The sequence below is a fragment of the Paraburkholderia sp. JHI869 genome (assembly GCF_038900775.1).
In the GTDB taxonomy this organism is placed as follows: domain Bacteria; phylum Pseudomonadota; class Gammaproteobacteria; order Burkholderiales; family Burkholderiaceae; genus Paraburkholderia.
Map to the genome: position 1 here is coordinate 335,745 of NZ_JAYMSC010000004.1, position 21,551 is coordinate 357,295.

At 66.8% G+C, this 21,551-nt stretch carries 12 protein-coding genes; 8 read left to right on the plus strand and 4 right to left on the minus strand.

The features are described from left to right. Positions 1 to 187 precede the first annotated feature (187 nt). Together VSR72_RS10520 and recN are read left to right on the plus strand one after the other, a co-directional pair. The gene (locus VSR72_RS10520; RefSeq protein WP_028202022.1) at positions 188 to 1,099 is read left to right on the plus strand and encodes an NAD kinase; all 912 of its coding nucleotides are present in this window, start codon (positions 188 to 190) and stop codon (positions 1,097 to 1,099) included. Between the two features lie 116 nt (positions 1,100 to 1,215). Next, positions 1,216 to 2,892, plus strand: a complete 1,677-nt coding sequence (recN, locus tag VSR72_RS10525; RefSeq protein ID WP_342952310.1) for a DNA repair protein RecN — start codon at positions 1,216 to 1,218, stop codon at positions 2,890 to 2,892. Positions 2,893 to 2,949: 57 nt separating this feature from the next. On the opposite strand, the gene glnE is transcribed toward recN, so the two are convergent. Continuing rightward, positions 2,950 to 5,769 (minus strand): bifunctional [glutamate--ammonia ligase]-adenylyl-L-tyrosine phosphorylase/[glutamate--ammonia-ligase] adenylyltransferase, encoded by a 2,820-nt coding sequence (gene glnE / locus VSR72_RS10530; RefSeq protein ID WP_342952311.1) that lies wholly within the window; start codon positions 5,767 to 5,769, stop codon positions 2,950 to 2,952. A 333-nt stretch (positions 5,770 to 6,102) separates the two neighbouring features. Between glnE and VSR72_RS10535 the strand changes: the two genes are divergently transcribed. From VSR72_RS10535 to aroG, 4 genes are all read left to right on the plus strand, one after another. Next, positions 6,103 to 10,590, plus strand: a complete 4,488-nt coding sequence (locus tag VSR72_RS10535) for an AsmA-like C-terminal region-containing protein (RefSeq protein WP_342952312.1) — start codon at positions 6,103 to 6,105, stop codon at positions 10,588 to 10,590. A 76-nt stretch (positions 10,591 to 10,666) separates the two neighbouring features. Continuing rightward, on the plus strand, positions 10,667 to 11,494 hold the full coding sequence (locus VSR72_RS10540) for a carbon-nitrogen hydrolase family protein (RefSeq protein ID WP_342952313.1): 828 nt from the start codon (positions 10,667 to 10,669) through the stop codon (positions 11,492 to 11,494). A 103-nt stretch (positions 11,495 to 11,597) separates the two neighbouring features. Beyond that, on the plus strand, positions 11,598 to 13,064 hold the full coding sequence (gene tldD, locus VSR72_RS10545; protein ID WP_342952314.1) for a metalloprotease TldD: 1,467 nt from the start codon (positions 11,598 to 11,600) through the stop codon (positions 13,062 to 13,064). Positions 13,065 to 13,502: 438 nt separating this feature from the next. After that, positions 13,503 to 14,576: a 3-deoxy-7-phosphoheptulonate synthase AroG gene (gene aroG / locus VSR72_RS10550; protein ID WP_233880099.1), complete on the plus strand. Its 1,074-nt coding sequence runs from the start codon at positions 13,503 to 13,505 to the stop codon at positions 14,574 to 14,576. 57 nt (positions 14,577 to 14,633) lie between these two features. Here the strand turns inward: aroG and VSR72_RS10555 are convergent, their stop codons facing one another. Further along, complete coding sequence (locus tag VSR72_RS10555) at positions 14,634 to 15,593, minus strand: glycosyltransferase (protein WP_342952315.1); 960 nt, start codon at positions 15,591 to 15,593, stop codon at positions 14,634 to 14,636. A 429-nt stretch (positions 15,594 to 16,022) separates the two neighbouring features. On the opposite strand from VSR72_RS10555, the gene VSR72_RS10560 reads away from it, so the two are divergent. After that, positions 16,023 to 17,189: a glycosyltransferase gene (locus tag VSR72_RS10560; protein ID WP_342952316.1), complete on the plus strand. Its 1,167-nt coding sequence runs from the start codon at positions 16,023 to 16,025 to the stop codon at positions 17,187 to 17,189. 29 nt (positions 17,190 to 17,218) lie between these two features. On the opposite strand, the gene VSR72_RS10565 is transcribed toward VSR72_RS10560, so the two are convergent. After that, the gene (locus tag VSR72_RS10565; protein ID WP_342952317.1) at positions 17,219 to 18,466 is read right to left on the minus strand and encodes an oligosaccharide flippase family protein; all 1,248 of its coding nucleotides are present in this window, start codon (positions 18,464 to 18,466) and stop codon (positions 17,219 to 17,221) included. A 371-nt stretch (positions 18,467 to 18,837) separates the two neighbouring features. On the opposite strand from VSR72_RS10565, the gene VSR72_RS10570 reads away from it, so the two are divergent. After that, complete coding sequence (locus tag VSR72_RS10570) at positions 18,838 to 20,151, plus strand: glycosyltransferase (protein ID WP_342952318.1); 1,314 nt, start codon at positions 18,838 to 18,840, stop codon at positions 20,149 to 20,151. A gap of 57 nt (positions 20,152 to 20,208) precedes the next feature. Here the strand turns inward: VSR72_RS10570 and VSR72_RS10575 are convergent, their stop codons facing one another. Further along, the gene (locus VSR72_RS10575) at positions 20,209 to 21,372 is read right to left on the minus strand and encodes an acyltransferase (protein ID WP_342952319.1); all 1,164 of its coding nucleotides are present in this window, start codon (positions 21,370 to 21,372) and stop codon (positions 20,209 to 20,211) included. Positions 21,373 to 21,551 lie beyond the last annotated feature (179 nt).

A 21,551-nucleotide genomic window follows, 5' to 3' on the forward strand; every position in this document is an offset into this window, starting at 1 on the left:
CGGGCCGATAGCGGGCGCCCGGCCTGGCGCAGGAGCCCGCCCACGACACCGCGCACGGCACTTCGCGCGCTGCTGTCATCGCCGTGTCACCGGCTTCGGGCTGGAAGACGCGGCGCACAAGGCCTGGCGGGCCACTCGCGGCTTGCGCCAGGTTCTTTTCGTGACCTGACTATGGTGTAATGCCGGCATGCAGATCCAGAAGATCCAGAGCCAGTTCAAGACTGTTGCGCTCGTTGGGCGCAGCAATACGCCAGGCATCGCCGAGCCGCTGACGGCGCTCGCCCAGACCATTTCGAAGCGCGGCTTCGAGGTGGTGTTCGAAGCGCAGACCGCAGAGGAAATCGGCGCGCAAGGCTATCCGGCGCTGCAGCCCGCCGAAATCGGCGCGCGCGCGGACGTGGCCGTCGTGCTCGGCGGAGACGGCACGATGCTCGGCATCGGCCGCCAGCTCGCGCCCTACCGCACGCCGCTCATCGGCATCAACCACGGGCGGCTCGGCTTCATCACCGACATCGCGTTCTCCGAAATGCAGGAGGTCGTGCCGCAACTGCTCGCGGGCTCGTTCGAGCGCGAGGAACGGTCGCTGCTCGAATCGCGCATCACGCGTGACGGCGACCCGATCTACCACGCGCTCGCCTTCAACGACGTAGTCGTGAACCGTAGCGGCTTTTCAGGCATGGCCGAACTGCGCGTGAACGTGGACGGCCGCTTCATGTACAACCAGCGCTCGGACGGTTTGATCGTCGCGACGCCCACGGGCTCGACCGCCTACGCGCTCTCGTCGCAGGGGCCGATCCTGCATCCGCAGCTGCAGGGCATCGTGCTCGTGCCGATCGCGCCGCATGCGCTCTCAAACCGCCCGATCGTGCTGCCCGACGACTGCAAGGTGAGCATCCAGATCGTGGCGGGCCGCGACGTCAACGTGAACTTCGACATGCAGTCGTTCACGGCGCTGGAGCTGAACGACGTGATCGAAGTGCGCCGCTCGCGCCACACCGTGCCCTTCCTGCACCCGGTCGGCTACAGCTACTACCGCACGCTGCGCAAGAAGCTGCACTGGAACGAGCATCCCTCGCTGCAGGGCGATCCGGAGGACTAAAGCCGCGTCTTCGCGTGAAGCGCGCGTGGGCTGCAACGTATTTGCCACGCAGGTGCCATGCAGCCAGCAGTGCCACGGTCATCAAAGCCAACCCAAAAAAAGCACAACCAGACGCCATGCTTCGCCATCTCTCGATTCGCGACTTCGTGATCGTCGCGGCGCTCGACCTCGAATTCGACAACGGCTTCACCGTGTTTTCCGGCGAGACGGGCGCGGGCAAGTCGATCCTGATCGACGCCCTCGCCCTCACGCTCGGCACGCGCGCCGACGCGAGCGTCGTACGCACGGGCGAGAGCCGCGCCGACATCACCGCCGAGTTCGATGTGCCCGCGCACGCCGCTATTTGGCTCGACGAGCAGGCGCTCACGAACGGCGACGGCGAGCAAACGGTCATGATGCGCCGCGTGGTGGACAGCGGCGGGCGCTCGCGCGCCTTCATCAACGGCACGCCGGCCACGCTCGCGCAGTTGCGCGAGCTAGGCGAGATGCTCGTGGACATCCACGGCCAGCATGCGCACCAACTGCTCATGCGCCCCGACGCACAGCGCGAACTGTTCGACACCCACGCGGGCCTCATAGATCTCGCCGCCACCGTCACGCGTGCATGGCGCGAGGCGCGCGACGCGCGTCTTGCACTGCAAAGCGCCATGTCGCGCGACCGCGAACTGCAGCTCGAGCGCGAGCGCCTTGCGTGGCAGCTTGCCGAGCTCGACAAGCTCGCGCCGCAGCCGGGCGAATGGGAAGAAGTGAACGCGGAGCACGTGCGGCTTTCGAACTCGGCCAACCTGATCGAAGGCGTGCAAGGCGCGCTCGCCGCGTTATCCGAATCCGACGAGGCGATGCTCTCGCAGCTAAACTCGATCGTCTCGAAGCTGCGCAGTCTCGCCGAAGTCGACGCCGAGCTCAACGACGCGCTCGCCGCGCTCGAACCGGCCGCGATCCAGATCCAGGAAGCGGCGTACTCGCTTTCGCATTACGCGCAACGCCTCGATCTCGATCCGCAACATCTCGCGCAGGTCGAACGGCGCCTCGACGCGCTGCATTCGACGGCGCGCAAATTCCGCCTCCCGGCCGAGACGCTGCCCGAGGAACACGCGGCGCGCCGCCAGCAGCTTGCGGCGCTCGACGCCGCGTCCGATCTCGACGCCCTGCGCGCCGCCGAGCAAAAGGCGCAAGAAGCGTATCTCGTGCAGGCGCGCCAGCTCTCGAAGGCGCGCGCCAAGGCGGCGAAGGCGCTCGGCGCGGCGGTCACGCAAGGCATGCAGGAACTGTCGATGGCGGGAGGCAGCTTCGAAGTCGCGCTCGTGGCGCTCGGCAGCTCGAATGGCGAGCCGATCGGCGGCGCGCACGGTCTGGAGCAGATCGAATTCCGCGTGGCGGGCCATGCCGGCGTGCCGCTGCGCCCGCTCGCGAAGATCGCCTCAGGCGGCGAACTCGCGCGCATCAGCCTCGCGCTCGCCGTGATCGCGAGCGCGGCGAGCCCAACGCCCACGCTGATCTTCGACGAAGTCGATACGGGCATTGGCGGCGGCGTGGCCGAAGTGGTGGGGCGTTTGCTGCACCAGCTCGGACGCGCGCGCCAGGTGCTGTGCGTCACGCACCTGCCGCAGGTGGCGGCGCGTGGCGATCACCACTTTCAGGTGGCGAAGTCCGGCGACGGCAACGGCGGCACGGTCTCGGCCGTCACGCCGCTCGACCGTGGCGGCCGGGTGGAAGAAGTCGCGCGCATGCTGGGCGGGCTGGAGATTACCGCGACGACCCGGCGGCATGCGAAGGAGATGCTGGCTGCGTGAGCGAGACTGCGCCTCACGTATCAGGCACACCAGCCATCGACGCGTAGCGCGCTCGCGCTACGCCTCCCCTCGCTCCCCGAACACCCGCTTCCACAACGCCAGCACCACCTCGCGCTCGCGCGCGACACGCGCCGGATCGACCCGCGCCTTCTCCATGCCGTCGAGCCGCAACTGGTGCTGCAGCTTGCGATAAAGCCGGTACGCCGAGCCTATCGTCTCGGCCTCCTCCTCGCTCATGAGCCCGAAGCGCGACACCTCGCGCAGCAGCGCGATATTGCCCGTATTGCGGATCAGCTCGGGGTCCTGCGCCGCGTGCAGCAGCACCCAGTACTGCACGAGAAACTCGATGTCCACCATGCCGCCGCGATCGTGCTTCAGGTCGAAGAGCTCGGTGCGGTTCGGGTGGCCGTCTTCTACGCGCTGGCGCATCTCCACGATTTCCTTCGCGAGCGGCGCTGCGTCGCGCGGCGTGGTCAGCACCTGCACGCGGATCGCCTCGAAGGCGCTGCCGATCGCCGCATCCCCAGCCGAGAAGCGCGCGCGCGTGAGCGCCTGGTGCTCCCAGACCCACGCCGTGTTCGCCGCGTCGCCTTCGCGCAGCTGGTAGCGACGGAACGCATCGAGGTCCGTCACGAGCAATCCCGACTCGCCGTTCGGCCGCAAGCGCAGATCGACGTCGAAGAGCGTGCCGGCGCCCGTGGCCGTCGTGAGCCAGGTGATGAGGCGGCGCGCGAAGGTCGCGTAGATTTCCGAGGCGCGCTCGTCCTCGTCTTCGTAGAGAAAGATGATGTCGAGGTCCGACGCATAGCCCAGCTCCTTGCCGCCAAGCTTGCCGTAGGCGATCGCTGCGAAGCGCGGCACCTCGCGATGGCGCTTGGCGAGCTGCTTCCACACGGTCTCGATCGTCACGTCGAGCACGGCGTCGGCAAGCTCGGAGAGCCGGTCGCTGACGTGCTCGACCGTTAGCCGCCCCGCCAGATCGTTGAGCAGGATGCGGAACACCTCGGCCTGGTGCGCGTGGCGCAGCAGGTCCATCTGCAGTTCGACGTCGGCGGCGGCGGCGAGGCGCGCACGCAACAAACGCGAGAACTCGGGCCAGTCGAATGGCGACGCAACCGCCTCGTCGTCGAGCAGTTCGTCGAGCAGTTGCGGATGGCGGATCAGATAGCCCGCCGCCCAGCGCGACCCGCCCAGCACCTTGAGCACCCGGCTGAGCGCATCCGGATATTCGCAGAGCAGCGCGAGATACGCGCCGCGCCGGATCACGGCTTCGAGCAGGTCGAACATGCGCGCGAGCGTGTCGCCGCGGCGATCACGCGGCTCGAGCGTTCGCGCGGCTTCGAGCGCGCGCTGCGCGACGCTGTCGAAGCGCTCGCGGCTCTTCTCGGGCAGCCCCGCATAGCGCGCCGACTGCCACAGGCCGCGCAGGCGCGCAAGCAACGGTGCGGGGTCGTCGATACCCAGTTCCGTGAGACGTTCGAGCAACGAGTCCTCGGCGCCCTCTTCCATGAGCGCGCCGCTCCAGACCCACGCCGCCGCGCCGTCTTCGGACGCGCCACAGCCGCCCTCGCCGCCCACCTTGTCCGAGAAGATCTGCACGAACTGGCGCTCGACCTTGTCGCGGTGAGCGTCGAGCGTCGCCATCAGCGCGGCGTAGTCGGCGAAGCCCATCGACTTCGCGAGCGCCGCGCGCTCCTCGGCATCGACGGGCATGGCGTGCGTTTGCGCGTCGTCGCGGTACTGCAGGCGGTGCTCCAGTTCGCGCAGAAAGTTGTAGGCGAGCGTGAGCTCGCCGCACACTTCTGACGCGATCAGTCCGCGCGCGGCGGCGTAGCCGAGCACGGCGAGCGTGGGGCGTACGCGAAAGCCCGCGTCCTGGCCGCCGCGAATGAGCTGGAACACCTGCGCGCTGAATTCGATCTCGCGAATGCCGCCGCGCCCGAGCTTGATGTCGTCGGCCTTGTCGGGGCGCATCATGGCGCGCCGCTGCGCTTCCTGGCGGATCTGCAAGTGCAGCGAGCGAATCGCGCTGATCACGCCGAAGTCCAGATAGCGCCGGTACACGAACGGCTTCACGAGCGCATCGAGCTGGCGCGCGAGACGCAGCGCGCTGTCGCTCTCGTCCTCGGATACGAGCCGCCCCTTGATCCACGCGTAGCGTTCCCACTCGCGGCCTTGCACATAGAAGTACTCTTCGAGCATGCCGAGGCTGCACACGAGCGGCCCGGAGTCGCCGTTCGGGCGCAGGCGCATGTCGACGCGAAACACGAAACCGTCGGCCGTCACGTCGGAGAGCGCAGCGATCAGGCGCTTGCCCACGCGCGTGAAGAAGTCCTGCGTGGCGATGGGCGAGCGCTGGCCGCCCGTGGTCTCGCCGTCGTCCTCGTACACGAAGATCAGGTCAATGTCAGACGAAACGTTCAGCTCGCGCCCGCCCAGCTTGCCCATGCCCACCACGCCGAGCGTGAGACGCTCGCCATTGGGTCCACGCGGCTCGCCAAAGAGCGTCTCCAGGTCGGCGCTCACGCAGGCGAGCGCGCGCTGGATCGTGACTTCGGCGAGATCGGTCATGCTGCCGGTCACTTCGGCGACGTCGGCCACGCCGCCGAGATCGCGTTCCATCACGGCGCAGATCACTTCTACGCGCAACTGGCGCAGGACTTTCTTCAACTGCTCGTCGCTGAGCGGCGCAGCGGGTGCGGCGCTTGCTTCGCCAAACAGTTGCCCACTCAACGCGTCGAGCCGCGCGACGATGCGTTCGCGCGAGAGCGGTGAGGCGGCCAGCGCCTCGACCTGGCTGGCCAGTTCGGGACGCGCGGCGTAAGCCCGTGCGGCATAACGGGAATAGCTGGAACTCAGAAGAGGGATGTCGGTCATGAAGTGCTGCTTGCCGGGAAGGCTCGCTGTTCGCCGCAGTGGTTTCGTTGCGGTTGCGTTGCGCGCGCCTGGGTTGATGACGGTGTCGATGCGACGATGCCGATATCGGTCGTTCGACCGCGAGGGTTCGCCCGAAGCCGCGCTCGCACCGCCCACTGGCGCTCGCGGTTCGCTTGGCCGATGCGTCCGGCATAGCCCCCGCTGCAGTGCAAGAAATCATGCGTATCGCGCGCCGCGCGGCCATCCCGGCTTCCCCGGATGGGCGTTTTGACGGCCCTCTGTGATACATTTCGTCGTTAGAACGCAACGCTACCATACCGCACCCGCCGCAGCATGTCCGAGCGAAACGATCACGCCGGCCTACCCCCATCTGGACATGCCAGTCAGGCTACGGAGCCTGGGGGACCGCACCATCATCACCCGGTCCTGCGCCACACGCTACGCGTGCTGGCGATCATCGCGCTCGTCCTGTATTTCATCGTCTCGGTCCTCCTGCTCGGGCTGCGCTACGTCGTCTTGCCCTACGTGGACAACTTCCGTCCGCGCATCGAGCAGCTCGTTTCCTCGAAGATTCACGCCGAATTCCGCATCGGCAAGCTCGCGCCGCATTGGTCGGGCTTCCAGCCTGGCATCGACGTCACCGATCTGACGATTCGCGACCGCCACGGCAACATCGCGCTCGACGTGCCGCACGCCACGGCCTCGGTGTCGTGGCGCTCGGTCGTGCTGCTCGAACCGCTGCTCTCGAGCATCGTAGTCGAGCAGCCCGACGTGCATATCGCGCGCGAGGACGACGGCACGCTCACCGTGGCCGGCGTGCCGGTGCCCACCGCACACACGGGCAACGCCACCTTCACAACCTGGCTCATGCGCCAGGAGGCCATCGTGCTGCGCGGCGGCACGCTGCGCTGGCACGACGCCACGCGCGACGCGCCCGACCTCGCGCTCTCGCACATCCGCCTCGCGATTCTCAACGACGGCTACGATCACCGCCTCGCGCTCCAGGCGCCCGCGGAGGGCACCGTGCTGCATGGCCCGCTCGACTTCCGCGCGCACTTCACGCACGCGCACTACGCGCAGGCCGGCAAGCCCATCAGCTGGACGGGCGACACTTACCTCTCGACCGGCCCCGTCGATCTGCCCACGCTCGCGCGCTACATCGACTTCCCGATCGCTACCTACGCCGGGCGCATCGACAACTCGATCTGGGCGCACTTCGCCAACGGGCGCATCCTGGAGGCGAGCGGTGCGCTCGAAGGTGTCAACGTTTCGCTGCGCACGCGGCCCACGCAGCCGTTGCTCGACTTGCCGGTCACGCGCTTCCACTGGAGCCTGGGCATCCAGCCCGGCGACTACGCGCTCAAGCTGCGCGACTTCCACGCCGAACTCGGCCAGCCGCCGCTCGACGACGGCACGCCGCTCACGCGCTCGCTCGCGCTCACCACGCTCGACGCGCGCTTTCGCCAGCAAACGCTCCAGCACGGCCAGTTGATGAGCGTGAAAGGCGACCGCATCGATCTCGGCATCCTCGCCGAGTTCATGCGCGCGCTGCCGCTGCCTGGTCGCGTGCAGGGCGCGCTCGTGCGCTTCGACCCGCGCGGGCTGGTGGCGAACTACGACCTCTCCCTCGAGCGCGCGAAGCCCGAGTCGGGGGAAGCCGCCGCCGAGCAGCGCTCGACGAGCGTCGAGCCGGTCACCCACTATCGCTTCAAGGGCGACCTGCAGGGCATCAGCGTGAATGCGCAGGAGCCGGGGCCGGGCCTCACGCCGCGCGGTCACCCGCGCGCGGGCCTGCCGGGGGTCGAGAACCTCTGGGGGCACATCGACGCCGACGAGTCGCACGGCACGATCGACCTCGACACGAACGACGTGGCCATCACGCTGCCCGGTGTGTTCGACAATCCGCGCCTCACGTTCGACCGGCTCTACGGCGCCGCCAAATGGACCGTGGCCGCCGAGCGCGAGCCCGGCAACCGGATGAAGGCGTTCACCGTCGACGTCGCGAACCTGGGCGTGGGGAACGCCGACGCGCGCGCGAAGATGACCGCGCACTACACGAACCCCGGCAAGGGGCGCGGCTCGCTCGACCTCGTCGCGCACTTCGACGAGGCGAAGGTCACGGCCATCCCGCGTTACCTGCCCACCGCCATCAGCGAGAAGACGCGCACCTACCTCGGCCACGGCTTGCAGGCGGGGCTCTCGAAGGGCGCGACGATCGAGATCCACGGCGACCTCACCAAATTCCCCTACTCGCGCGACCCTGACGCCGGCCAGTTCCGCATCGTCGCGCCGTTCACGGGCGGGCGCTTCGACCCGTCGCCGTTCCCGCCGCGCAAGATGCGCAGCGGCGCGCCGAACGTCTGGCCGGCGTTCGACGGCATCGACGGCGTGTTCAACCTGCACGAGAACAAGCTGCGCTTCGACGTCGATCGCGGCCATTACCGCAACTTCGTGCTGCGCAACGTGAGCGGGCGCATCGAGGAGCTGGGCATCAAGGGCTCCGATATCGTCATCGAGGGCAGCGGGCGCGGACCGCTCGCGGACCTGCTCGACTACGCGGACAACAGCTCGATCGGCTACATGTCGAAGCACGCCACCGCGAAGGTGCGCGCGCAAGGGCAGTCCACGCTCGCGCTCAAGCTCACGATCCCGCGCCATCCCATGCCTAAGGTGCTGCTCGCGGGCGCCATCGGCTTCGAGAACAACACGCTCACGGCGAAGAACGTGCCGCCGGTCTCGAACCTCACCGGCCGGGTGCGCTTCACCAACCACAGCGCCAATGTCGACCGGCTCACGGCGCGCTTTCTCGGCGGCGACGTGCGCGCGAGCGGCGGCATGCGCGACGACGGGCACTATGCGGTGAACGTGGCGGGCGACGTCGCGGTCGATGCGGCGCGCGGCCTGAACCTGCACGGCATGGCGGCGGCGGCGCTCGGGCGCCTTTCGGGCGCGGCGCCCTACTCGCTTTCGGTGGCCGGCCAGCGCGGCCGCCTGCCCGACGTGAAGGCCAATGCCGATCTCACGGGCCTCGCGCTCGATCTGCCCGCGCCGTTCGGCAAGGCGGCCGGCACGCCGATGCCGCTGAACTTCGAATTGCAGCCGGGCGCGGGCACGCCCGCCGAAACCGCTACCGACGCCCGCGCCGACGACGCAACCTTCGAACATGCGGAACTCACGCTTGGGCCGCTGGCCGCCCGTTACGTGATGCGCCGCCATCCGGGTCACGTTCCGGAGGTGGTGCGCGGCGCGATTGGCATGAACCGGCCGGCGGATCTGCCCTCGGAAGGCGTGACCGCCGCCGTCGATCTGCCCACCTTCGACGCCGACGCCTGGCGCGCCGTCGTGCAGCAGTTGCGCGGAACCGCGGCAGCGCAGGCCCAAGGCTCGACGCCTGCCCGCACCGCGGCCGCGCCGGCTGCGGCGAGCGGCGCCCAGGCGCCGGTGCCTCCGCCGCGAACGGCAGCGGAAAGAGCCGCAGAGCGGATGGCTCAAAACGCGGCCTCGGAAGCGGCAGCCGCATCGGAATCGGCTGCGGCCAACACCCCCGCTGCTGCCGCGCCGCAAAACCCGGCATCGGCCACCACGGCGGCAGCGGCGGCACCCACCGCAGCCTCGTCGCCGCTCGCCCCCAACGGCGCGGTCGGCCAGTTCCTGCCTTCGCGCTTCGCCATCCACGTCGGCATGCTCACGCTGCTCAAACGCCACTGGGAGAACGTCGTGCTCGGCGCGTCGCGCACCGGCGAGCGCGGCAACGAATGGCAGGCCAACGTCGCCTCCAACCAGGTCTCGGGCCACGTCTCGTGGAAGCCGGGCGCCGTGCCGGGCGCCCCGGGCACGCTCGAAGCGCGGCTCGCGACCCTGACCGTGCCCGCCGCCACCGAAAACGACCTGCTCGGCCAGGCGATGTCACAGCCCGTGCAGAACATGCCGTCGATCGACCTCGTGGTGAACCAGCTCATCGTGCGCGACCACGATCTCGGCCGCCTGCAGGTGAACGCGCACAACTTCGACGACAACGGCGTGCCGGTCTGGCAGCTCGACCAGCTCGACATCAGCAACCCGGACGCGCACCTCACCGCCACGGAGAACTGGCGCGCGGTGGGCGACGCAGCCGCCGGCGACGATTCGGCCGCCGCCGGCATGCAAACGCCACGCCGCACGGCGCTCGACTTCCATCTCGAGATCAAGGACGCGGGCGCGCTGCTCGTACGCGCCGGCAGGCCCCACGTGCTCAAGAACGGCTCGGGCACGCTCGCGGGCAACCTGGAGTGGCAAGGCGGCCCCACGCGCATCGACTTCCCGTCGCTCAACGGCCACCTCACGCTCGACCTGCATCACGGCCAGATTCTCAAGGTCGATCCGGGCGTGGCGAGGCTGCTTGGCGTGCTGAGCCTGCAAAGCCTCGCGCGCTTTGCAACGACGGACTTCCGCGACATCATCGGCCAGGGCCTGCCCTTCACCAGCGCGACGGCCACCGCGCAGATCCAGAACGGCATTGGCAGCACCAACGACTTCAAGCTCATCACCGCCCCTGGGCGCGCGACGATGACGGGCAGCGTGGACCTCGCGCACGAAAGCCAGGACCTGCGCGTACACGTGGTGCCGACGGTCAGCGCGGGCGCGGGCGTGGTCGCGGCAACCATCATCAATCCGCTCTTCGGGCTCGGCGCCCTGATCGGCGACATCGTGCTCTCGCAAACGCTCGAACACGCGTTTGCGATGGACTTCGCGATCACGGGCCCGTGGGCCAAACCGCACGTCGAGCGGCTGCATAGCGATCAGGGTAAGATGGACGCGCAGGCGCCGGCCGCAGTGCACTAATTTGCGCACCGAGCGGGCCGCGCCGCGGGCACGCAGTATGCGCGCGAGGCTCCCCGAACCCATTCAAGATCTGCCGATGAGCGCTCCCTCCCCCGACTCGTTTCGCGTCGCCGCGCTGCAGATGGTCAGCACGCCCGATCGTGAGCGCAATCTCGCCGAAGCGGACAAGCTGATCGCCGAGGCCGCCGCCGCAGGCGCGCGCCTCGTGTTGCTGCCCGAATATTTCTGCTTCATGGGTCACAAGGACAGCGACAAGCTCGCGATCCGCGAACCGCACGGCGACGGGCCCATTCAGCGTTTTCTCGCCGATGCGGCGAGGCGTCATGGCGTGTGGGTGATCGGCGGGACCTTGCCGCTGAAAGCGCCCGAAGAAACCCGCGTGCTCAACACCACGCTCGTGTTCGACCCGAGCGGCGAGGAGCGCGCGCGCTACGACAAGATCCACCTCTTCAGCTTCGAAAAAGGCGCCGAATCGTTCGACGAAGCGCGCACGATCCGGCCGGGCGACGAGGTGCGCACGTTCGAGGCGCCGTTTGGCCGTGTCGGCCTGTCGGTCTGCTACGATTTACGCTTTCCCGAGCTGTACCGGCGCATGGGAGACTGCGCGCTGATGGTCGTGCCTTCTGCGTTCACTTACACCACGGGCCGCGCACACTGGGAAATCCTGCTGCGCGCCCGCGCGATCGAGAACCAGTGCTACGTGCTCGCCGCAGCGCAAGGCGGCACGCACGAAAACGGCCGCCGCACGTGGGGCCACAGCATGCTGATCGACCCGTGGGGCGAGATCGTCGACGTGCGCGACGAAGGCGCGGGCGTGGTGGCCGGCGACATCGACCTGCAACGCATCGCCAGCGTGCGCGCGAGCCTGCCCGCGTGGCGGCACCGCGTGCTCGACTGCGAATGAACACCATCGAATTCCAGGCGAATTCCATGTCCAGGGCGCTTGATTTCGCAGCACCTCGCCCGAATCTCCATTGACAGACTCATCGATTGATCCCAAAGAGCGCATGAACATCATCGAACCCGGCATCCGCAATCTGGCGACCGCGAAGGACCTGCTCCTCACGCCCTACGGCCTCGACGAGGCAGTGCTCACGCGCACGCTCGGCGAGATCTTCACGCATCGCATCGACTACGCCGATCTCTACTTCCAGAGCACGCGCAGCGAAGCCTGGAGCCTCGAGGAAGGCATCGTCAAGTCGGGCAGCTTCAGCATCGACCAGGGCGTCGGCGTGCGCGCCGTGTCCGGCGAGCGCACCGCTTTCGCCTACTCCGACGACCTTTCGCCCGAAGCGATCCGGCAAGCTGCCATCGCCACGCGCTCGATCGCCAAGGCCGGCGGCGGCAAGCAGAAGATCCAGGTGGCGAAGTCGCTCACGGGCATTGCGGGCCGCGATCTGTACCTGCCGTCCGACCCGTTGACTTCGCTCGACGCCACCGAAAAGGTGAAGCTGCTCGAGCGCATCGAAGCGATGGCGCGCGGGCGCGATCCGCGCATCACCCAGGTCATGGCCGCGCTCGCGGGCGAGTACGACGTCGTGCTCGTCGCACGCAGCGACGGCGCGCTCGCCGCCGACATCCGCCCGCTCGTGCGCGTCTCCGTCACGGTGATCGCCGAGCAGAACGGCCGCCGCGAGATCGGCAATGGCGGCGGCGGCGGCCGCTACGACTACGGCTATTTCACCGACGACATCCTCTCGAAGTACGTGGACGACGCCGTGCACGCCGCGCTCGTGAACCTCGAAGCCCGCCCGGCGCCGGCAGGCGCGATGACCGTCGTGCTCGGACCGGGCTGGCCCGGCGTGCTGCTGCACGAGGCGATCGGCCACGGTCTCGAAGGCGACTTCAACCGCAAGGGCTCGTCGGCGTTCGCAGGGCGCATTGGCGAGCGGGTGGCCGCGAAGGGCGTGACCGTGGTGGACGACGGCACGCTGCCCAACCGCCGCGGCTCGCTCAATATCGACGACGAAGGCAACCCCACGCAGTGCACGACGCTGATCGAAGACGGCATTCTCAAGGGCTACATTCAGGACTCGCTGAACGCGCGCCTCATGAAGATGCCCGTCACGGGCAACGCGCGCCGCGAGTCGTACGCGGCGCTGCCCATGCCGCGCATGACCAACACGTACATGCTCAACGGCGACAAGGACCCGCAGGAAATCATCGCTTCGGTGAAGAACGGCCTCTATGCCGTGAACTTCGGCGGCGGCCAGGTGGACATCACGAACGGCAAGTTCGTCTTCTCTGCCTCCGAGGCGTACATGATCGAGGACGGCAAGATCACCTACCCCGTGAAGGGCGCGACGCTCATTGGCAGCGGCCCGGAATCGCTCAAGTACGTGAGCATGATCGGCAACGACATGCGTCTGGACTCGGGCGTGGGCGTGTGCGGCAAGGAGGGCCAGAGCGTGCCGGTGGGCGTGGGCCAGCCGACGCTGCGCATCGACCGCATGACGGTGGGCGGCACGGTTTAAGGGCCGGACGAGAGTCGAAGATTTGATGCGTGGCGATGCGGAAAACCCGCATCGCCACGCGGATATCCTGCATCGAATCCTGATTTTTCGCCGATAATCCGCTTTTTTACGCAACCCCGCTTGCCAGCCACGAGAAGTGCGGGTTATAAAGGCAGTCACCTTTTCGACGTAACGAACCGCAGTCACAACGTTCCGACCCAACCGCCATGTTCGCCACGAAGTTTTATTTTTACTTCTTTTGGTATCTCAGACCGCTGGCGGATCGAGAGGGTTGATAGTACGCGCAGGACCCCGAACACACGAGAAACCGCCAGCCAAGCCTGGCGGTTTTTTTTTGCCCCGCAGTTTCGACAAGTTACGAGCCGCAATTTCATCTAACCGGATTTGAAGCACCGTCCACGCGACACACGCTACGCACAGGATCAGGAGAAAACGACCATGCCCCCGCACAACACCGACGATGTCCGCATTCGCGAACTCAAGGAACTCACGCCGCCCGCTCACCTGATCCGCGAATTCCCGTGCTCGGAAGCCGCCTCCACGCTGATCTTCGAATCGCGCCGCGCCATGCACCGCATCCTGCACGGCATGGACGACCGCCTGATCGTCATCGTCGGGCCGTGCTCGATTCACGACACCAAGGCCGCGGTGGACTACGCGAAGAAGCTCGTGGAAGAGCGCAAGCGCTTCAAGAACGAGCTCGAGATCGTGATGCGCGTGTACTTCGAAAAGCCGCGCACGACGGTGGGCTGGAAGGGCCTCATCAACGACCCGTTCCTCGACAACAGCTTCAAGATCAACGACGGTCTGCGCACCGCGCGCGAACTGCTCGTCTCGATCAACGAGCTGGGCCTGCCCGCCGGCACCGAATACCTCGACATGATCAGCCCGCAGTACATCGCCGACCTGATCTCGTGGGGCGCGATCGGTGCGCGCACAACGGAATCGCAGGTGCACCGCGAGCTGGCTTCGGGGCTGTCGTGCCCGGTCGGCTTCAAGAACGGCACGGACGGCAACGTGAAGATCGCCGTGGACGCGATCAAGGCCGCGTCGCAGCCGCACCATTTCCTGTCGGTCACGAAGGGCGGTCACTCGGCCATCGTCTCGACTGCAGGCAATGAGGACTGCCATGTGATTCTGCGCGGCGGCAAGACGCCGAACTACGACGCAGAGAGCGTGAACGCCGCATGCAGCGATATCGGCAAGGCGGGTCTCGCCGCGCGCCTCATGATCGACGCGAGCCATGCAAACAGCTCGAAGAAGCACGAGAACCAGATTCCGGTGTGCGCCGATATCGGCCGCCAGGTGGCTTCGGGCGACGAGCGCATCGTCGGCGTGATGGTCGAGTCGCACCTCGTGGCGGGCCGCCAGGACCTGAAGGAAGGCTGCGAGCTGACCTACGGCCAGAGCATCACCGACGCGTGCATTGGCTGGGACGAAAGCGTGGGCGTGCTCGAAGGTCTCGCGCAGGCGGTGAAGCAGCGCCGCATTGCGCGCGGTTCGGGAAACTGAGCGCAGTAGCGTTGGGAACGCGCGGCGCGGTGACTCAAAACCGCGCTGCGCGATGATTCACAATCGCTCTGCGCGCTCGGGCCGCACGGCGCCGATGCACAGATCGGCAATCCCGATCACGTTGCCGATCAGCCTGCCGCGCCGGTCGAGATGCGCCTCGGGGCGCACCGACTTCACGCAGTTCATGCTCAGCGCGCGCAGGATATTGCTGGTCGCTTCCTTGCGTGACATCACGCCCTTGTTGCACAGGTACATCGCGTTGACCACCTGCGAATAGCCGAAGCGCCGGCCCGACACGCGCCCGCCTCGCAGACCGAGGTGCACACCGAGCAGATAGTCGCAGTACACGACCCCGCCCCGGCGCGCGAGGCGCCGCGAGAAGTCTTTATCTTCCAGCCAGCCGTACAGCACGAGACGCTCGTCGAAGCGCAGATCGGCGATGGCTTGCGCGCGGCACGCCATATTGCAGCCATACAGCTCCACGCAAGGCCGCAGCGGCGGGCGTCGCATCACCTCCGCTTGCGCACCGTCCACGAGCGCGACTGCCTCTTCCCACGCGATCGGCTGCGTGTTCGCGCCATCGCGCAGCGTGCGGCCCGAAAAGCCCACGAGATTCGCGTCGCGCTCGAACAGCTCCACGCAAAGCTCGATCCAGTGACGCTCGGGCGCGAAGTCGTCATCGAGGAAGATCACCACATCCATGTCCGGCGCGAGTGCATCGAGCGCGCGATTGCGCTGCACGCTCGAACCCGCGGTGCCGACGATCTCGTTCACGCGCAAACCGTTAGCATCGTAAGGTCCGATGTCGTCGACGCTGCTGCCAGAGAGGATGATCTGATCCGGCCGCACCGTTTGCCGCGCGAGCAGACGCACGACCCATGCAGTGGCCGTTGGCCGCCCCTTGGTCGCGATCACCACCGCGACGCGCATGCGCGCCTTCGCACCGGCATTGGGACCCGCATTTGCACCATTCGGGCCCATGGAAGACGCGAGATCATCGGTTGCGAGCGTTGTCATCGGGTTCTCCGCATTCCGGTGGTCGTTTCGACTCGAATCGAGGTTAGCACGAGGCCCGCGCACTGCCAGTCGCGCCGGATTCAAGTTGTCCGAAACGATCTATTCAACGACTGATTCCAACTGTTTGTGAACGAGCATGCATGCGGGCCGCAGTGCGACCGGTGTCTGTATTGGCCGCGAACCTTTTACCGCTTCTCTTTTGCGTTAATTAATTCCGTATTTATTGCACTTTTTCTGCGCATTTATCGATTACGCATCGCCCATAGCGCAGCACCGCCCGGTAGATTCGTTCAATAGCAATTTTCGGATTCCTCTTTTGATAAGACTCGCCTACAACTGCTAAAAGAGTTTGCGCAAATATGACCGACTAACCCGCCCCACCGGAAAGACCCTCTCAACATGACTGCGTCGACACGTCGGAGCCAGCCAGTGGACCACGAGATCGTCTCTTCCGGGACAACGGTTTGCGAAACCGAAACCGGAGCGCGGCTCAAACGCCCAGTGGTCTTCTACGTGCAGCCGTTGATCGCGCGCTATCGCATCGAAGTCATCGAGTCGCTCAACCGTCTTTTCTCCGTCAAGGTGTTTGCGTGCTCCGAGGGCGTGGAAGCCAACGGGTTTTCGCGCGAAAAGCCGGCCTGCGACGAGTTCGTCGAAACGCACATCGCCAGTTTCGCGGGCCTGCCCTCGCGGCGTATTCGCATGCAACGCCGCGTGCTGAGCCACATCGTTCTCGAACGTCCCGCCGCAGTCCTTATCTTTGCAGACGTCCGCTATCTCTCGCTGTGGCTCGCGCTCCTCGCCGGACGCGTGATGCGCGTGCCCGTGCTGATTCACGGCCAGGGGCTCTACCGGCATGAGAGCGCAGGACTCATGCGCACGGTCTGCTACCGCCTCGCGGTCGCGCTCGCCGTGCGCTACGTCTGCTACACCGAGGCCTCGCGGCGCTCGCTCGTCGCCATCGGCTGCCCGCTAGCGAAGCTCGTCGTCGCAAACAACGCGCTCACGGTCTCGTGCGCGGTGGAGCCGGCAATCAAGACGGGCGCCGAGAGCGGCGTGCTCTTCATTGGCAGGCTGCGCGAAGGTTCGGAGATCGAACCGCTCATCGACGTGGTCGGCCAGCTCCATGCCGAAGGCAGCGACATCACGCTCCACGTGATCGGCGACGGCGAGCACGGCGAGCGCCTGAAACGCAAGTACAGCGATCGCGGCTATGTGGTCTGGTATGGCGCGGTGTTCGACGACGACGCGATCGCGACCATCAGCCGGCGCTGCCGCGTGGGCTGCTATCCGGGCTCGGCGGGCCTGAGCGTCGTGCATATGTTCGCGTTGAGCCTGCCGCCCATCGTGCACGACCGCTTGCCGCTGCACATGGGCCCGGAGCCGGGCTACGTGGAAGACGGCCGCACCGGTTTCTTTTTCGGGCGCGACGGCGGCACACAGGCGCTTGCCGCCACGCTACGGCGCATCTGGTCGATGCCGCCCGAGGAAATGCGCGCCGCCGCCGCAGCCGCACACGCGGTGTATTGCCAGCTCAATTCGCCCACGCTAGGCCATCAGCTCGCCGAGATCGTCGAAGCGGCGCTGCGCGCCTGAGTCCCCGCCTGGCTGGCTTGCTTCTGTGCTTACTTCTGCCGCGAGACGCGAACCAGCATCCACGCCGCACAGGAAGCGAGTCCGAAGGTCATCGACCAGGCCACGCCCGTCACGCCAAAGAGGTGCAACGAAGGCGGCACGGACACGATGAGCGCCACGACCTGCAGGAGTGACGCGACCGTGACGGCACGCGCGTCGCCCACGGCGCGCAGATACGAGGCGAGCACCGAGTTGAGCGCGCTGATCGCCATGTTGATGACGAAGATGCGAAAGAGCGGCACGGCCGAGAGCCACGCGGCGCCGAGCACGAGCGAAAAGAGCGGCTCGGCGGCGAAGCGCAGCACGATCACGACACACGCCAGCCCCGCCACAGCCGCCATGAGATAGAAGCGGAACAGCCGCGCGGCCGATTGCGGGCCGCCGCGATGATGCGCCGCGAAGGTGGGAAAGAGATACTGCGACAAGGCGAGCGCGGCGTCGGCGAGCAGCATCTGCGCGAGCTTCGAGGACATCTGCCACGCGCCCAGTTGCGTCGGCCCGAGCAGCTTGCCCACCACCACCTTGTCGAACTGGTTGGTGATGAGAATGATCACGCTGCTCGCCCAGATCCAGCGGCTAAAGCCCACGTAGTGGCCGATGCCCGACCAGCGCAGCCGGATCGGCGGACGCGGCGAGAGCGCGATCCACGTGACGACGCTCTTGAAGGCCTCGCCGATCATCATGCCGAGCAGCAGCGAGTACGGGCCCGCGCCCGCGAATGCGAGCGCGATGCCGAAGCCGCAGTCGAGGACCGAAGACGAGATCTCGATCGCCGCTATATGCTGGAAGTGGCGCTCGCGCTGCGTGATGAAATACGCGGGCGAGGCGAGCCCGCGCAGGAGCGGCAGCAGCGCGGCGAGCTGCACCAGCCCGATGGCGCCGCCCAGGTGAAATTGCGCGTCCATGAGCGGCGCGCTCGCGACGAGCAGCAAGCCAATCAACAGGCCCCGCGTGGCGAGCGTGGTCCAGACGGCGCCGGCCTCGGCGCGAGTCGGCGGCGACTGGCCCTGTATGACGGCTTGCGCGAGCCCGGTGTCGGAGAGCGCTTCGGCAATCGCGACCGCAAGCAGCGCGACGCTCGCGAGACCGATGGCGGACGGTCCGAGAATGCGCCCGATGACGAGGAATTTGACGGCCACGAGGCCACGCACGACGACCTGCTGCAGCAACACCCAGGTCGCTGCGCCGGGTCCGAAACCTGCCTTGATCGGTATTGCTGGCAGCCGCATTGCGCGCAAAATGCATCTCCTGTTTTTCGATCCCTGGGCTGGAGCTTTCGCCCCACTTTTGCCCCCGCTTTTGCCCCCGCTTTTGCCCCCGCTTTTACCCCGTTACCCTGGTCCCATCAAGCATGTTTGGGAACGCGTTTTCGCCACCCGTTCTGGACGTTACCGCGCCGCAGCGCCCACTACGCGCCATCTACCAGGCCGAATCGGACGGGGCGGCCATCCGTGCCGTGGCGATACGCAAGACGACCATCCAGGAACATGAATACTCGAGCGATCGGTATATCCCCAGGCATTTTCGGACACCCTGCCCCGCAATCTGGCGCATGCCGCTTGCGCAGCACTGCTATTTTGTTCGTAATAATGCTCATCGGGCCCCCCGCATGGAAAACGCGTCGACCGCCAGATATCGCAATGCCGACCCCAACAGCCCCGACGCCGCCGCACTGGCCGACGCCGAAGGCGACACGCTCGTAATGTCCGAGCCCCCCGGCACGCACGCGTCGGCGGGTGGCGACTGGATCGCCATCATCGAGCCGAACTTCACGGGCCACCGCTGGCGTTACGTCGAGTGGATCGCGCAAGCGTGCGTGGAAGCCGGCCACCGCTGCCTCGTCGTCACCGATACGGAGTACGCCTACCATCCGCTCGCGCAGCGCATCGTGCGCGAAGCGCGGCCCGATCTGCGCCTCGTGCTGCTCGACCTGCACACCGTGCCCCCCGGCCCGCATTTCGTGGCGAGCGTGTACATGCGCTTTCGCAACTTCTATGCGCGAGCGTTCCGGCAGGTGAACAAAACGATGCCCGTGCGGCTCGTCGTGGCGCCCTACGCCGACTACTTCTTCTACACGCTTGCGGGGTTCGACTCGCCATTCGGCGAAACACCGTGGATCGCCATCGTCATGGGCATGACGTTTCATCAAGCGCGCATCGGCTTGCGCACGCCGCGCCGGCGGTTCGTCGATATGGCAAAAGCGGCGCTGTTTCGCCGCGCCATGCGCTCGCGCGGGCTGCGCGAACTCTTTACGATCGACCCGACGCTGCCGGACTGGTTCGCAACGACGAAGCCCCGGCGCGCCGCCCCGCTCAGCTATCTGGCCGACCCGTTTCCCGAAATCGAGGGCATGGACCCGCTTCTTGCGCGCGAGCGACTGAAGCTCGACGCGCAGACGCGCTATCTGCTCGTGTATGGCGCAATCGGGGAACGCAAGGGCATTCGCGAACTGATGCTCGCGCTCGAGCACAAGCCCGATGCGCCGCGCCTCGTGATCGCGGGCCAGCAGGACGATGAAACGCACGCGTTCATCGACGCCCACGCGCCGAAACTTGCGAGCAAGCCGGTCATCTTCAACCAGTTCATCTCCGACGAGATGGAGCGCGAACTCTTTTCCGCCTGCGACGCCGTGTGGCTCGGCTACAAGCAGCACTACGGCATGAGCGGCGTGCTCGTGCAGGCTTACCGTTTCGGCAAGCCCGTGGTGGCCAGTGCCGACGGCCTGATTGGCTGGTATTGCCGCGACGGCGCGCTCGGACCGCTCCTCGACGACCTCGAGCCCGCCACGATCGCGCACGCGCTCGATGCGCTCGCGCAGCGCTGGCGCGCCGGCGCGAATGCCGCGCAGCCCGCGGGCGACCACCTCCTTGCGTGCAACACGCTCGCTCAGTTCAAGCACACGCTGCAGGCCGCGATGGCATGAGCGCAGGCAAGCATTGAAAAATATTCAGTAAGCCGAATCAGGACTGCTCACGCAGACTCAGGCAACGCCTTCGATCTTGTTGTCCGCGGCGCTCGCGTTGTGCCGCTCGGCCGGCACGGCCGCGCGCATGTCGGGAAACATCGCGTCGCGCAGACGCAGGAACGGGAACTCGACAGCGCGCGTGGTGAGATAGCCCAGCACCGAAGCGATGAAGAACTGCGCGAAGATCACGACGGGCCAGGCGGCGAGCGGCGGCACCCCGAGCGCGCTCGCCTTGTGGATCAGATAGTCGCCGGGCGCGAGCGCAAGCGAGTGCCACAGGTAGATGCCGTACGAGTAGACGCCGAGCCACGCGAGCCCGCGATAAAGCCACGTCGTGCGCAAGCTGCCCGAGTGTTCGAGTATCAGCATGATGAGCGCGCAAAAGCCGACGGCCTGAATCGTGTAGCCAATGCTCTCGTCCAGCGCTTCATGGCGCGTCGCGAACACGAGCCAGGCGAGGAGCACGCCCACCGCGCCGAGCAGCCAGCGCTTCTTCGCGACGAGCACGCGCCAGACTTCGGGCTTCATCCAGTAGATAGTCGCGAGGATGACCCCGACGAGCAGGCTGTCCATGCGGTACTGCGTGTAATTGAACGCCCCGACGAGGTCGCCGTGAGACACCGCGACGCACCGCGCGCCGAGCACGATCGCGCAGAGGCCGACCATCACGCCGATCAGCGCGTTCGCGCGCAGCCGGAAGTGCGCGAGCACAATGAGCAGCGCGGGGAGGAACAGATAGAAGTGCTCTTCGACGGCCAGGCTCCACGTTTGCGCAATGGAGGTGCCGAAGTAATTCTGCATGTGCGTGAGGTTTTGCCAGAGGAATGTATCGGGCCGATGGCGGCCCGCCAGCAGGTGAAAGAAGATCAGCGCGTAATAGGCGGGCCAGATCTTGAAGATCCGCCGCACGATGAAGCGGCGCGCGCCGATGTGGCCCGTTTGCGAATATTGGCGCAACAGCAGCCCGCCCACGAGAAACCCGCTGAGTGTGAAGAACAGGTTCACGCCTTCGTGGCCGAAGCTTTTCAACGGGAATTCGATCCAGCGCACCCACGGATGGTCCGTGCGCACCGTATGGAAGTGGTAGCCCATCACGACAAAGATCGCGATGCCACGCACGAAGTCGAGCTCGACGGAACGCCCTTTCGTCGACAGACTCACTCCGTGTAGTAGCTTCATGACCCTTCCCTCGCTTCGTCCATGCCGGATTCTTTCGCAAGGCAGACGATGAAAGACTTACTGCTGCCGGCCCCATCATGGGCACAGGCGCCGTGCAGCGTGCGCCAAGTTCCCGCCGTTCTCAGCCAGGTGTGTGGAGCAAACCACACGGCAAATCAGAATTTTTTTCCTGCCGCCAC

What these genes read in the sequence shown, in the direction of transcription:
- VSR72_RS10520 (WP_028202022.1), top strand. Translation starts at nt 188, where the DNA reads ATGCAGATCCAGAAGATCCAGAGCCAGTTCAAGACTGTTGCGCTCGTT.
- recN (WP_342952310.1), top strand. Translation starts at nt 1,216, where the DNA reads ATGCTTCGCCATCTCTCGATTCGCGACTTCGTGATCGTCGCGGCGCTC.
- glnE (WP_342952311.1), bottom strand. Translation starts at nt 5,769, where the DNA reads ATGACCGACATCCCTCTTCTGAGTTCCAGCTATTCCCGTTATGCCGCA.
- VSR72_RS10535 (WP_342952312.1), top strand. Translation starts at nt 6,103, where the DNA reads ATGTCCGAGCGAAACGATCACGCCGGCCTACCCCCATCTGGACATGCC.
- VSR72_RS10540 (WP_342952313.1), top strand. Translation starts at nt 10,667, where the DNA reads ATGAGCGCTCCCTCCCCCGACTCGTTTCGCGTCGCCGCGCTGCAGATG.
- tldD (WP_342952314.1), top strand. Translation starts at nt 11,598, where the DNA reads ATGAACATCATCGAACCCGGCATCCGCAATCTGGCGACCGCGAAGGAC.
- aroG (WP_233880099.1), top strand. Translation starts at nt 13,503, where the DNA reads ATGCCCCCGCACAACACCGACGATGTCCGCATTCGCGAACTCAAGGAA.
- VSR72_RS10555 (WP_342952315.1), bottom strand. Translation starts at nt 15,593, where the DNA reads ATGACAACGCTCGCAACCGATGATCTCGCGTCTTCCATGGGCCCGAAT.
- VSR72_RS10570 (WP_342952318.1), top strand. Translation starts at nt 18,838, where the DNA reads ATGGAAAACGCGTCGACCGCCAGATATCGCAATGCCGACCCCAACAGC.
- VSR72_RS10575 (WP_342952319.1), bottom strand. Translation starts at nt 21,372, where the DNA reads ATGAAGCTACTACACGGAGTGAGTCTGTCGACGAAAGGGCGTTCCGTC.